This window comes from Desulfocurvus vexinensis DSM 17965, assembly GCF_000519125.1.
Taxonomy (GTDB): Bacteria; Desulfobacterota; Desulfovibrionia; order Desulfovibrionales; family Desulfovibrionaceae; genus Desulfocurvus; species Desulfocurvus vexinensis.
Genome location: NZ_KI912582.1, coordinates 229,577 through 242,334, shown reverse-complemented (window position 1 = coordinate 242,334; position 12,758 = coordinate 229,577). Strand labels below are relative to the sequence as shown.

General features: G+C 71.4%; 14 protein-coding genes. 9 read left to right on the top strand and 5 right to left on the bottom strand.

All coding sequences use genetic code 11. The features are described 5' to 3' along the window. Positions 1–51 precede the first annotated feature (51 nt). The gene (locus G495_RS20680) at positions 52–2,382 is read right to left on the bottom strand and encodes a response regulator (RefSeq protein WP_084458380.1); all 2,331 of its coding nucleotides are present in this window, start codon (positions 2,380–2,382) and stop codon (positions 52–54) included. Positions 2,383–2,475: 93 nt separating this feature from the next. Beyond that, a complete protein-coding gene (locus G495_RS20675; RefSeq protein WP_051445469.1) occupies positions 2,476–3,036 on the bottom strand; it encodes a YajG family lipoprotein in 561 nt (186 codons plus the stop codon). A gap of 207 nt (positions 3,037–3,243) precedes the next feature. On the opposite strand from G495_RS20675, the gene G495_RS0115745 reads away from it, so the two are divergent. Genes G495_RS0115745 through G495_RS0115735 form a run of 3 tightly spaced genes read left to right on the top strand, consistent with a single transcriptional unit; the run spans position 3,244 to position 5,455 of the window. Beyond that, positions 3,244–4,032, top strand: a complete 789-nt coding sequence (locus tag G495_RS0115745) for a YkgJ family cysteine cluster protein (protein WP_028588538.1) — start codon at positions 3,244–3,246, stop codon at positions 4,030–4,032. Beyond that, positions 4,029–4,532: a D-glycero-beta-D-manno-heptose 1-phosphate adenylyltransferase gene (gene rfaE2 / locus G495_RS0115740; RefSeq protein ID WP_084458378.1), complete on the top strand. Its 504-nt coding sequence runs from the start codon at positions 4,029–4,031 to the stop codon at positions 4,530–4,532. Before G495_RS0115745 ends, rfaE2 begins: the two co-directional genes overlap by 4 nt. A 20-nt stretch (positions 4,533–4,552) precedes the next feature. Next, the gene (locus tag G495_RS0115735; protein WP_028588536.1) at positions 4,553–5,455 is read left to right on the top strand and encodes a DMT family transporter; all 903 of its coding nucleotides are present in this window, start codon (positions 4,553–4,555) and stop codon (positions 5,453–5,455) included. Between the two features lie 151 nt (positions 5,456–5,606). Here G495_RS0115735 and G495_RS22130 read toward each other — a convergent pair whose 3' ends face one another. Continuing rightward, positions 5,607–6,569: an NAD(P)-dependent oxidoreductase gene (locus tag G495_RS22130; protein ID WP_169734406.1), complete on the bottom strand. Its 963-nt coding sequence runs from the start codon at positions 6,567–6,569 to the stop codon at positions 5,607–5,609. 120 nt (positions 6,570–6,689) lie between these two features. Here G495_RS22130 and G495_RS22125 point away from each other — a divergent pair, with 120 nt between their 5' ends. The 6 genes from G495_RS22125 (at position 6,690) to G495_RS19785 (ending at position 11,451) form a co-directional block, all read left to right on the top strand. After that, the gene (locus tag G495_RS22125; RefSeq protein ID WP_051445468.1) at positions 6,690–8,147 is read left to right on the top strand and encodes a response regulator; all 1,458 of its coding nucleotides are present in this window, start codon (positions 6,690–6,692) and stop codon (positions 8,145–8,147) included. A gap of 117 nt (positions 8,148–8,264) precedes the next feature. Then, complete coding sequence (locus tag G495_RS0115720; RefSeq protein WP_028588534.1) at positions 8,265–9,029, top strand: tetratricopeptide repeat protein; 765 nt, start codon at positions 8,265–8,267, stop codon at positions 9,027–9,029. Between the two features lie 55 nt (positions 9,030–9,084). Continuing rightward, on the top strand, positions 9,085–9,807 hold the full coding sequence (locus tag G495_RS0115715) for a tetratricopeptide repeat protein (RefSeq protein ID WP_028588533.1): 723 nt from the start codon (positions 9,085–9,087) through the stop codon (positions 9,805–9,807). A 395-nt stretch (positions 9,808–10,202) separates the two neighbouring features. Continuing rightward, complete coding sequence (locus G495_RS0115710) at positions 10,203–10,559, top strand: Hpt domain-containing protein (protein WP_084458374.1); 357 nt, start codon at positions 10,203–10,205, stop codon at positions 10,557–10,559. A 7-nt stretch (positions 10,560–10,566) separates the two neighbouring features. Further along, positions 10,567–10,785: a ferredoxin gene (locus tag G495_RS0115705; protein ID WP_035252605.1), complete on the top strand. Its 219-nt coding sequence runs from the start codon at positions 10,567–10,569 to the stop codon at positions 10,783–10,785. A gap of 27 nt (positions 10,786–10,812) precedes the next feature. Then, positions 10,813–11,451 carry a LysE family translocator gene (locus G495_RS19785; protein ID WP_051445467.1) on the top strand — a complete coding sequence of 213 codons (639 nt, stop codon included), beginning with the start codon at positions 10,813–10,815 and terminating at the stop codon, positions 11,449–11,451. A gap of 103 nt (positions 11,452–11,554) precedes the next feature. Here the strand turns inward: G495_RS19785 and G495_RS0115695 are convergent, their stop codons facing one another. Then, complete coding sequence (locus tag G495_RS0115695; protein WP_028588530.1) at positions 11,555–12,121, bottom strand: hypothetical protein; 567 nt, start codon at positions 12,119–12,121, stop codon at positions 11,555–11,557. 15 nt (positions 12,122–12,136) lie between these two features. After that, on the bottom strand, positions 12,137–12,733 hold the full coding sequence (locus tag G495_RS0115690) for a hypothetical protein (protein WP_028588529.1): 597 nt from the start codon (positions 12,731–12,733) through the stop codon (positions 12,137–12,139). Positions 12,734–12,758 lie beyond the last annotated feature (25 nt).

The following is a 12,758-nucleotide window of genomic DNA, read 5'->3' as shown; positions in this document are numbered from 1 at the left end:
CCGGACACCCCCGCTGCATCTTTCCTAACCCTAGCGGCATTGGCCGCCGTGTCAAGTCCCCAGCGGCCCTGCGGCCAGGACGTCGGCCAGGGTCCGCACCAGTTGCTCGGGCTCGATGGGCTTGGCCAGGTAGGCGTCCATGCCCGCGGCCAGGAAGCGCTCGCGGTCGCCGCGCATGGCGTGGGCCGTCATGGCCACGATGGGCACCGTGCGCGGCGTGGGGCCCGGAGCGGCCTCGCGGATGCGCCGGGTGGCCTCCAGCCCGTCCATGTCGGGCATCTGGATGTCCATGAGCACGCAGTCGAAGCGCTCGCGGGCCATGACCTCCAGCACCGCGCGCCCCGAATTGGCCGTGACCACCTCGTGGCCCATGCGCTCCAGGATGCGCCGGGCGTAGATCATGTTGACCATGTTGTCCTCGGCCACCAGGATGCGCAGCGGGCCCGGGGTGCAGGGCCCCTGCGGGCAGGCGGCCTGGGCCTGGCCCGCCGCCACGCGGCACACGGCGGTGAACTCGAAGCACGAGCCCCGCCCCGGCTCGGACTGCACCGTGATGCCCCCGCCCATCATGCCCGCCAGACGGCGCGAGATGGCCAGCCCCAGGCCCGTGCCCTGGTAGCGGCGGCGCAGGGAGCCGTCCACCTGGCTGAAGCTCTCGAAGATCTCGCCCTGCTTGTCCGCCGGGATGCCGCAGCCCGTGTCGCGCACGGAAAAGCGCAGCACCACCGGCGCGCCGGGGGCGTCGGCCCCGGGGCCCGCCAGCAGGGCCTCGCGCGTCACGGCCACCGTCACCTCCCCCTGGTCCGTGAACTTCACGGCGTTGCCCACCAGGTTCACCAGAACCTGACGCAGCCGCCCGCCGTCGCCCAGCAGCAGGTCGGGCACCTCGTCAGCCACGGTCCAGCGCAGGTCCACACCCTTGCGGCGCACCTCCACGGTGAATATCTCGGCCACCGAGCGCACGAACTGGCGCAGCGCGAAGCGCTCCTCGGTCAGCTCCAGCTTGCCGGCCTCGATCTTGGAGATGTCCAGGATGTCGTTGAGCACGCGCAGCAGCGCGCGGCCCGAGTCGCGCAGCATTTCGAGGTTGGCGCGCTGCTCGGTGGTCAGCTCCGAGTCCAGGGTCAGGTCGGCCATGCCCAGGATGCCGTTGAGCGGCGTGCGGATCTCGTGGCTCATGTTGGCCAGGAACTCGGACTTGCTGCGCGAGGCGGCCTCGGCGGCGCGCCCGGCCTCGTGCAGGGCCTCCTCGCTCATCTTGCGCTCGATGGCCAGGGCCACCTGCCGCGAGACGGCCTCCAGGATGCCGATGTCGTCGCGGCTGAAATAGGCGGGGTCGGTGTAGTCCTGCACGGCCATGGCCCCGATGACCTTGTCGCGCACCACCAGCGGCACCCCGAGCCAGACCCGCGACAAGGTGCCCACCGGGGTCAGCCCGGTGCGCTGGCGGCGCTCGATCATCTCGGCCCGGGTCATCATCAGGGGCTTGCCCGTGCGGATGACCTCCAGGGTCAGGCTCGACGTGCCCGGGTCGGACAGGTTGCGGATCTCGAAGAACGAGCCGTCCACCTCGTCGCGGAAATAGGGGAACACCAGGCGGTCGTTCTTCTCGTCCAGCAGGGCGATGAAGAAATTGCGCGCGCGCAGGGTTTCCATGAAGATGCCGTGGATGGTCTCGTAGAGGTGGTGCAGGTCGCGCGTGGCGCTCACGGCGTCGGAGATGCGGTAGAGCAGGTAGGTCACGGCCTCGGAATGCCTGCGTTTGGTGATGTCCACCGCCGTGAGCAGCAGCCCGTCCAGCCCGCCCTGGCCGCGCACGGCGCACAGCTCCACCAGCGCCGGGAACACCCCGCCCCCCTGGCGGGCCAACTCGTATTCCCCGGCCACCTGCCCCCGGCCCCGGCCCAGCTCGTCCTGGGCGCGGGCCAGGGTCCGCACGCCGTCACCGGCGAACAGCTCCTCCAGGGGGCGGCCCAGCATCTGCTCGCGCGAGGCGGCGAACATCTTCTCCGCCCCGGGGTTGTACTCCGCGATGCGCGGCCTGGGCCCGGAGCCGTCGGCCAGGATCATGGCCACCATCTCCGAGCCCTCGAACACGGCCCCCAGCCGCGCCAGGCTCTGGCGCAGCAGCCTGCGCGTCATGGCCCCGCGCTCCATCTCCTCCTGCAAAACCCGGCGCTGGCGCAGGCCCATCCACAGGGCCAGGCCCAGGGGCGCGGCCACCAGGGCCAGCCCGGCCAGGGCCACCACGCCCGCCTGGACGCCGTTGCCCGTGAGCATGCGCAGGAAGAACCACTGCACCGCCGTGGCCAAAGCCACAGCGGCCACAACCAGGGCTCCTGTGCGCCAGGGCCCGGGGAAGGGGGACTGGGGGGTGCTCATGCCCCAACAGCGTAGCACACTGCCGGGCCGTGCAAAAGAGGATTTGCCGGGGGCGGGCACGGCCCCGGGCGCGGGGCCCGGGGCCGGGGCACCCTACTGGCCCAGCAGGGGCCGCAGGTCGTGGGCCACATCGCGCAGCACGTCCTGCAGGGCCTGGCGCAGCAGGTCGCGGAAGCGCGTATCCGACGGGGTGACGAAGGTCCGCTCCCAGCGGCCGTGGTAGGTCTTGCGCAACGCGGTCTGCCCGTCGCGCACCAGGGTCAGGACCAGCTCCAGCTCGGTGGTGTAGTCGAACCCGTCACGCACGATGGAGAGCTTGAGGATCTCGCCGCGCAGCGCCTGGTCGGGGGTGAAGGGCGAGTCGGCCTCGCGGCTGACCTCGCAGCCCCGGGCGGCCAGCTCGGTTTCCAGGGCCCGGGCCACCCACTGCTCGACGGTGATCCCGGCGGGATACAGGGCGATGTTGCGGTCGCGCCCGATGTCGGCGGCCGGGCGGCGGTCGGTGAAGGTGCCCACGGCCACGGGCCGCGCGCACAGCCCCTCGGCCTGGCCCACGGCCAGGTATTCCAGGGGCACGAGGTTGGATTTGGTGCTGCATCCGGCCAGCACGGCCAGGGCCAGGCTGCAAAGGACAAGGGCGCGCAAGCGGTTCATGGCGACACTCCGGGATGACGGTGGATTTCGGGCACACTACCCCAAGCCCGGGCGGCCCGCAAGACGCCCGGGCCGCGCTCCCGCGCCCGCCAGCGTGCGCACGGTTGCGCCTTCCCGGGCTTGCCGCGCCGCCGCCCGCGCCGCCCGGCCCCGCCGCGCCCCGTCCCCGGCTTGACTTTGCCCGCCCCGCGTGGGATGCCCCGCCCCATGAGCGACGACGCCCCCACCCGCGACCACGACGCCACCCAACGCTTCCTGGACAGCCTGCCCGAGCTGGCGCCGGACCAGGAGTTCCGCTTCGCCTGCCACCCGCAGGTGCCCTGCTTCAACGCCTGCTGCGGTGACCTGAACCTGATGCTCACGCCCTTTGACGTGCTGCGCCTGCGCCAGGCCCTGGGCGAGTCCAGCGCCGAATTCATCCGCACCCGGGCCCACGTGGCCCTGGCGCCGGACACCGGCCTGCCCCTCATGCGCCTGCGCATGCGCGACGACAAGCGCCGCAGTTGCCCCTTCGTCAGCCCGCAGGGCTGCACGGTGTATCCCCACCGCCCCTCGGCCTGCCGCACCTACCCCCTGGGCCGGGCCACGCGCCCGGGCGAGGACGGCACCGTGCGCGAACGCTTCTTCCTGGTGCGCGAGGGCCACTGCAAGGGCTTCGGGCAGGACAGCACCTTCACCCCGGCCACCTGGCTGGCGGACCAGGAGCTGGCCGTCTACAACGCCAGCAACGACCGCACCATGCGCCTGATGGCCCGCATCAAGGACACCGGGCGGCCCATCGACCCGCGCCGGGCCAACATGGCCGCCCTGGCGTTGTACCAGCTCGATTCCTTCGCCGATTTCATCCGCGACACCGGCCTGCTGGAGCGCCTGGACATGGCCCCGGGCCGGGCCGAGGCCGTGCTGGCCGACGAGGCCGCGCGCCTGGAGTTCGCCCAGGACTGGCTGACCCTGGTGCTCTTCGGCGCCTGCCCGGGCCTGGAGGTGCGCCGGTGAGCCCCGCCGCCCTGCCGCCCTGCCCCAAGGTCGTGCCCCGGGCCGAGGCCGCCGCGCGGCTGGCGGCCCTGCGCCCCGGGCGCCGCGTGGTCTTCACCAACGGCTGCTTCGACATCCTGCACCCCGGCCACGCCGACCTGCTGGCCCGGGCCCGGGCCCAGGGCGACCTGCTGGTGGTCGGCGTGAACGACGACGCCTCGGTGCGCCGCCTCAAGGGCCCTGCGCGCCCCGTGAACCCCGTGGCGGACCGCATGTTCGTGCTGGCCGCCCTGGCCTGCACCGATCTGGTGACCTCCTTTGCCGAGGACACGCCCCTGGAACTCATCCGCGAGCTGCGCCCCGAGGTGCTGGTCAAGGGCGGGGACTGGAGCGTGGAGCGCATCGTGGGCCGCGAGGTGGTCGAGGCCGCCGGGGGGCGCGTGCTGTCCCTGCCGCTTCTGCCCGGCTACGCCACCACCGGGCTCATCGAACGCATCCTGGCCGCCCACGGCGGCCGCTGAACCCGCCGGATCCCTTTGCCATGCGCCGTTCCGCGTTTCTCGTCGGCTGCCTGTGCGCCCTGGCCGCCACCGTGATCTGGTCGGGCAACTTCGTGGTCTCGCGCGGGCTGGGCGAGGTCTTCCCCCCGGTGCGCCTGGCGCTGTTGCGCTGGGCCACGGCCACGGTGGCCATCCTGCCCTTCGGGCTGGCCGCCGCCGTGCGCCAGCGGGCGCTCCTGCGCCGCCACCTGGGCTACGTCCTGGTTTCGGCGCTGCTTGGCGTGTCCACCTTCAACACCCTCATCTACATCGCCGGGCGGCACACCGAGGCCCTGAACATGGCCCTCATCGCCACCTCCACCCCGGTGTTCCTGATGACCATCTCGGCCCTGTTTCTGGGCGAGCGGGTCACGGCCCGGGCCTTTGCCGGGGCCGGGGTGGCCGTGTGCGGGGTGGTGCTGCTGGTCACGCGCGGCGAGCCCGCGCGGCTGCTGGAGCTGCGCTTCAACCCCGGCGACGCGCTGATGCTCCTGGCGGCGCTGCTGTTTTCCATCTACAGCGTGCTGCTGCGCCGCCGCCCGGCGGAGCTGGACCAGGGCGCCCTGCTGGCCGCGACCTTCGCCCTGGGCGCCGCAGGGCTCGTGCCCTGGGCGCTGTGGGAGGCCCACGGCCTGCCCCCGGGCGGGGCGCCCGTGACCCCGGCGGTGGTCGGCGCGGTGCTCTACGTCGGGGTCATGGCCTCGGTGGCGGCCTATTTCCTGTGGGGCCGGGCCCTGGAGCAGGCCGGGCCCACCGCCGCAGGGCTCATCTACTACACCCTGCCGCTGTTCAGCGGGCTGGAGGCCGCCGTGCTGCTGGGCGAGCCCATGACCTGGGTCCACGCCGTCAGCGGCGGGCTCATCGTGGGCGGCATCGCCCTGGCCACCCTGCGCCGGGGCAGCTAGGGCCCGCGCCGGCCCCGCAGCCGCGCCTTGCAGCCCACGGGGCGGCCCCTGCGCAGGATGCCCCGCGCCCGTGCTCGCGTGCCCATGCAAAAAACCGGGCCCCCACGCCATGCGTCGGGGCCCGGTTTTTTTGCGCCGCTGGCCGGGGCGTCTAGCCCTTGCCGCCCTGTTTGCCGCCGCCAAGCTCCTCGAGCACGCGGGCCACTGCGGCGAAGTCCATCTCGCCCAGGCCCCGGGCCCGGCCCACGCCGTAGAGCTGCGAGAGCGCCGCGCCCAGGGGCGTGGCCGCGCCCGTGTCGTAGGCCGTATCCAGCACGAACTTGAGATCCTTGGCCATGTGCTTCAGGGGGAACTGCGCCGGGTAGTACCCGCTGGCCAGCATCTCGCTCTTCATGGCGAACAGCGGGCAGGCCAGGGGCCCCGAGGCCACGATGTCCATGAGCACCGCGTCGTCCAGCCCGCCCTTGCGGGTGAAGGCCAGCGCCTCGCCCAGCCCGGCCATCATCGCCCCCAGCAGCAGGTTCACGCCCATCTTGGCCATGGAGCCCTGGCCCACGGCCCCGCAGCGCACCACCTTGCGGCCCATGGCCAGCAGCACGGGCTCCACGGCGTCGATGGCCGCGTCGGCCCCGGCGGCCAGCACCACCAGCGTGCCTTCCTCCGCCGGGCGCTTGGAGCCCGACACCGGCGCGTCCACGTACTGCACGCCCAGGGGCTTCAGGCCCCCGGCGATCTCGCGGGCGTAGGCCGGGGAGATGGTGCTCATGTTCACGAAGATCTTGCCCCGCTCCAGGCCGCGCGCCGCGCCGTCCTCGCCCGCCAGCACGGCGTAGACGGCCTCGGGGCCGCTCAGCATGGCCACCACCACGTCGCTGGCCTCGGCCACCTCGCGCGGGGTGGCCGCCACCCGCGCGCCCAGCGCGGCCAGGATGGCCGCCTTGTCGGCGGTGCGGTTGTAGACCGTGAGCGGAAACCCCGCCCTCAAGACGTTCTCGGCCATGGCCCGGCCCATGATGCCCAGGCCCAGGAATCCTACGCGCTGCCCCATGCTCCACCTCGCTTGGTGTCGGCCCTGTTTCGCGCCGCGCCCTGCCCGCGCCGCCAGGGCCAGCATACCCGGCCCGGCGCGGATTATCCACCCCCCGCGCGCGCCCCGGGGCGCCGGGGAAAGGGTTGCCTTTCCCAGGCCCATGGTGTTCAATACCAGCCAGGAACACGATCTCCCGGAGTACCCGTGGACTGGCACGAGCATTACCACACCCTGCGCACCCTGGTGGTGGACGACGACCCCGTGGTCTGCCACGCCCTGGCCGGGGCCCTGGCCGATGCCGGGCTGGCCGCCGAGCCCCACATGCGCGGGGCCGACGCCCTCGAGGCCGAGGGCGCCCCGCCCGTGCTGGCCTTTGTGGACGTGGTCATGCCCGACATGGACGGGCTGGACCTGGCCGCGCGCCTGCGCGAGAAGTGGCCGGGCATTGAGCTGGTCTTCGTCAGCGGCGCGGCGGACTCGGCGCGCGTCATCCGCGCCCTGCAACTGGGCGCGTCGGACTACCTGGTCAAGCCCTACACCCCCGAGGCCCTGCGCCTGTGCCTGTCGCGCTTCCACGAGCGCCTGGCCCTGCGCCGCCGGGCGGCCCTGGCCGAGCGTCGCTACGCCGCCCTGATCCAGAACGTGCCGCTGCTCATCTTCCGCCTGCGCGAGGACCTGAGCCTGGAGTTCGTCAACCGCGCGGTGCAGCCCATGCTCGGCTTCTCGCCCGAGGAGGCCACCGCCAGCGACAGCTGGCTGTCCTCGCGCGTGCGCATGAAGGACCGGGGCCGGGTGCGCAAGGTGCTGGCCCAGGCCTTCGCCAGCCACTACCCCCTCACGGTGCAGTGCCGCATGGTCCACCGCCGGGGCTTCGACGTGCACGGCATCCTCAAGACCATGCCCCGCAGCCCCGAGCCCGGCGCCAACGCCCTGGACGGCGTGTTCATGGACATCTCCGAGCGCATCTACCTGGAGCACTCGCGGGTCATGGACGAAAAGCTCAAGACCATCGGCGCCATCTCCGAAGAGGTGGCCCACGAGATCCGCAACCCGCTGATGTCCATCGGCGGCTTTGCGCGGCGCCTCTCGGCCAAGGCCCCCGACTTCCCCGAGACCGAGATCATCCTGCGCGAATCCCAGCGCCTGGAAAAACTCCTGGAGCGCATCAAGGGCTACCTGAACCCCATGGACGTGCACAGCGTGCCCCTGAGCCTGGGCGCAGTGCTGGCTGCCGCCCTGGAACGGCTGACCCCCGGACTGGACGAGGCCGCCATCGCCGTGCAGGCCCTGTTCGCCCCCGGCCTGCCCGAGGCCATGGCCGACCCCGGGCTGCTCGACCGCGTCTTCACCATCATGCTCCAGGACGCGGCCCGCGCCCTGACCAGCGGCGGGTCGCTGAACATCCGCACCTTCGCCACCGGCGAATCCGTGTGCGCCAGCTTCGACTACGAGCTGCGCAACCTGCGCGACATCGACCCCGAGCGCCTCTACCTGCCCTACGAGGACGGCGGCTTCGGCCTGCCCAACTGCTACAGCATGGTCCAGCAGATGGGCGGGGTGATGACCATGACCCGCGAGGGCGGCAGCGCGGTGTTCACGGTCTCGCTGCCGCGCTCGGGCGCGCGCCTGGAGGCCGAGCCCGTCTGGCTGCCCCTGGCCTGATCTTGCCCCGCCTCCCGGCGGCCATTTCCTCCCGCAACTTCCACCCGCCCCCCTCTGGCTTTGGCGCCCGCTTTGGGCTATCCTGCACTGCAAAGCCATGCCGCCCAAGGAGCGCCCATGCCCGCCTATCCGCAGATCCTCGGGGTCTACGCCCGCAACACCGTGGCCGATGTCGGCGCGGGCACGACCCGCGACTCGTATGAACAGACCACCTACTGGTATGTGCGCCGCACCGGCGACGACGCCTTCGAGATCCAGCCGCTCAACGCCAACCACGTGCCCTCGGGCCTGCGCAGCGTGCTGCCCAAGGGCGAGTTCATCGCCGCCTTCAGCCCCGAGCCGTCCTACTACGAGCGCAACACCCTGCCCGCCATCCGCTCGCTGCAAAAAAAGATCGCCGAGGGCGAGGAGCATTTCGCCCTGGGCCGCCTGGACGAGGCCGAGCGCGCCTTCCTCAAGGCGCTGATGATCGACGAGCTGAACGTGCCCGCCAACCTGGGCGCGGGCGCGGTCTACGCCGAAAAACGCGAGTTCCAGAAGGTCAAGAAAATCCTGGGTATCCTGCTCAACAACGACGAGACCTTCCAGCTCGAGCAGCGCGCGCGCTTCAACACCCTGGGCATGAGCCTGCGCAAGCAGGGCATGCTCGACGAGGCCTTGAACTACTACCGCAAGGCCCTGGAATTCGACGCCTCCGACGAGAACCTGCACTTCAACCTCGCCCGGGTCTACTTCGACAAGGGCGACCATGTGGCCACGCTGGAACACCTGGAACACTGCCTGCGCATCAATCCCGGCCTGGAGGTGGCCCAGAAGTTCCAGCGCTACTGCCGCAAGCAGGCCCAGGCGGGCAGCCTTGGCACCGGGGGCGCTTTGCGCTAGGGTCCGCCCTGCGACGCCCGCCGCCAGCCCCCGATACACCAAGGACACCCGCGCAATGTACCCCCAGATTCTCGGAGCCTATTCCCGCAAGCAGGACCAGAACGTGGGCACCGGCACCACCACCCGGGCCCACGTGCAGCAGACGTACTGGTTCGCCAGGCGCCTGTCCGACGACGATTTCGAGGTCCAGCCCCTGAACGCCAACCACGTGCCCGCAGGCATGCGCACGACCCTGGGCAAGGGCGAGTTCATCCGCCACTTCCACCCCGAGCCCGCCTACTACGAGACGCGCACCCTGCCCGCCCTGAAATCCCTGCAAAAAAAGATCGAACTGGGCGAGACATTCTTCCAGCAGGGCCTGCTGGGCCAGGCCGAAAAGGAGTTCCTCAAGGCCGTGATGCTCGACGAGACCAACGCCCAGGCCAACCTCGGCCTGGGCGCCGTATACAGCGAGCAGGGCCAGTTCAAGAAGGTCAAGAAGATCGTCGATGTCCTGCTCAACAGCGACGACGCCTTCCGCGAGGACCAGCGCCAGCAGTTCAACACCTTCGGCATCAGCCTGCGCAAACAGGGCCTGCACGAAGACGCCATCCGCTTCTACACCCGCGCCCTGGAAGTGGACCCCCACGACGAACACCTGCATTTCAACCTCGCCCGGGCCCATTTCGAGCTCGGGGACGAGCTGGCCTGCCTGCGGCACATCGAGATCGCCCTGGGCCTGGACCCCGGGTTCATCGAGGCCCGCAAGTTCCTCGACTACCTGGGTCGGCGGGCCTGACTCCCCCCGCGCCCCAGGCCTGCCACACCGGTGCGGCACGATTCGTGCTTGCGCGCAGGCAGAAAGCTGACGCACGAAACGACAGCTTTTCCTCCTGAAGACGCCCGGATCCCCACCCGGGCGTCTTTCTTTGTATTCCAGCACCTTGCAACACGGGCCCCTGCCCCGGGCGGGCAGGACGAAATCCCGACGCCCGGCCCCGGCGCCCGCCCGCCCCGGCACGAATTGCCCCCCCCGGCCCCGCCCGCCAGCCCGCAAGGCGGAACGCCAGGGAATTGCTGGCGAAACGTGGCCCGAACCACCGGAAAACCTTGGCCCCGGCGCCGGGCTGTGCTAGGGTTCCCCCGACCGGACCCGGAGGCCAACGCCTCGCTTCGTCCGCACAGGGGAGCGCCATGCCACACGACCAGCCGCCAGTCCTGGACCTGGAATCGACCATGAACCGGCTCAAGGGCGACAGGGATTTCCTGCTCACCCTGTTCCGCGTCTACATCGACGACCTGCCCTCCAAGCTCGAAGCCCTGGAGGAAGCAGCCGCGAACCTCGAACTGGAAGGCCTGCTGCGCACGGCCCACTCCCTCAAGGGCGCCTCGGCCACCATCGGCGCGCCCGCCATGCGCGAGGCCGCCGAACGCGTGGAGGCCGCCGCCCGGCGCGGCGAACTGGACCAGGCCGTGGCCGCCATCCCCGCCCTGCGCGCGCAGGCCCTGGAACTGGCCCGCCTGCTGCACGAGGAAACCCACAAAGGCTGATACCCCCATGCCCGACACCACCTGCTCCATCATCCAGCCCCGCTGCAGCCGCTGCCTGGCCTGCGTCGAGGCCTGCCCCGAACTCTTCGCCTGGGACGAAACCCTGGGCGAGGTCGTGGTGCGGCCCGACTGCCCGGGCAACCCGGACATCGACAAGGCCCTGGCCTGGTGCCCCAACGACTGCATCGAGGTCCACGACACCCAGGCGGACCCGGGCCACACCTGACCCACCACCCTTTGCCGGGGCAATGCCATGACCGACACCCTGTGGCTCGATTTCGCCGCCCTCACCGGAGCCTGGACCCTGGCAGTCATGCTCCCGGGCCCCAACTTCCTGGCCACCGCCCACGCCGCCGCCGCACGCTCGCGCGCCGACGGGCTGCGCACCGCCCTGGGCATCGCCGTGGGCACCGCCCTGTGGGCCACGGGCAGCCTGCTGGGCCTGGGCCTGCTCTTCCGCACCGCCGCCTGGGTCTACGAAGCCGTGCGCCTCATCGGCGGGGCCTACCTTGTCTGGACAGGGCTGCGCCTCATCTTCGCCAACGGACGCCCCGGCGCCAGCCAGCCCGACCCCGCCCCCGCCAGCAGGCGCAGCGCCTTCCGCCACGGTCTGCTCGTGGACCTCGCCAACCCCAAGGCCGCCATGTTCTTCGCCAGCCTCTTCGCCGTGGCCGTGCCGCCCGACGCCGCGCCCTGGTTCAAGGCCCTGGCCGTGGGCACGGTGGTGGCCATCGGCTGGGGCTGGTACTCCTTCGTGGCCTGCGCCGTGGCCTCGCCGCCCGTGGCCGCCCTACTCGTCCGCTGGCGCCGCGCCGTGGCCGTGGCCTCGGGCGCGCTGTTCGTGGGCCTGGGACGGGGAGCAGCGGCTGGGGCGACTGTGCCGGGGCCATAAACATTTCGGGCCGGATTCCCTTTGCGGGAATCCGGCCTGAAGGTGTCATGGGCTGATCGGCCACGGGCAGACGCGGCGTCTTGTCGTTGCAGCCGCCCGCCGTTTATGCCCCGGAGGGCTTGGGCGGACAGGTGTGGCAGCAGCTGGCGTAGATGAATTCGCTGTAGGTGTACAGGATGCGCCGTTCGCGCTCCAGGCGCGCTTCGTCCAGGGTCGGGGCGGGATTTTGGCGGGCCAGGTCCAGCAGCTGCTCCCAGCGTGGCAGGGCCTGGTCCAGGCCGGAGCCGATGCGCGCGCCACGGGCGGTTTCGTGCAGGATGGCCTCGCGGGTGTCGGTGGCGGCGGCCAGGGGCGCGGGGCCGCCCGGCAGCAGCCGCGCGGCGGCGACGATCTCGCGGTCGAAGGTGCCGGGCTGCCCGGCGGTGAAGAAAATGACCAGCAGCGGCCGCCCGGCTTCGTCGCTGGCCACAAGGTCGGCCACCCGGCAGTAGGGCTTGCCGTCCACGAGGAAGTCGATGCCCACCTTGGGCCGCAGACATTTGCGCGGGTAGCCGCGCTCAAGGACCAGCATCCGCGCCAGGGCCTGGCGGCAGTCCTCGTAGCTGGTTTCCTCGATGCGCTCTCCGGTCAGGTAGTCGCACAGCACCTGGCCAAGGCTGGTCTCGTGCATGGCTCCTCCGGCGATCTATTCCTGGCGCTTGCCCGGCTGGGGCCCGAGCAGGTCGGCCCAGGAGAGCATCCGCTCGCCCGTGTCCTGGTTGGCCAGCACGGCGGCGCGGATGGTGCGAAACACGGGCAGCCAGGGCTTGGCCTTGCAGAAGGCCACCCGCACCGCGATGTACAGCGGCACGAAATAGAAGTTCGGGCCCACGGTGCGCTCCACCAGGGGCAGGGGAAACTCCACGGCCCCGTAGCGCAGGGCCAGCCAGCCCAGGGCGAAGGCCACGGGCCAGATGCTCGACGCGAACAGCGCGATGCCGGAAAAGAAGTTGCGCCCGAAGGCGTCGTTGGCCAGGCTGTTGCAGGCCTTGTAGCTGGCCTTGTCGCCCTGGGACAGGGCGCGGATGGAGTTGTTGTTGTTCTGGACCATCTCGCGGTTGATCTTCGCGAAATGCTTGCGGTTCAGGAAATAGGCCCCGGCCATGGACAGCTCGCCCACCACCGTGACCGCCAGGGCCAGCAGCGTGAGCCCCAGCCCGAAGGCCGCCAGCGGCGGCAGCGGGAAGCGGAACATCCAAATGAACAGCGGGTCGAGAATCTGGCCCATGTCTGCTACGAGCATGCGTTGTCCTGCGGGGGTTGTGGCC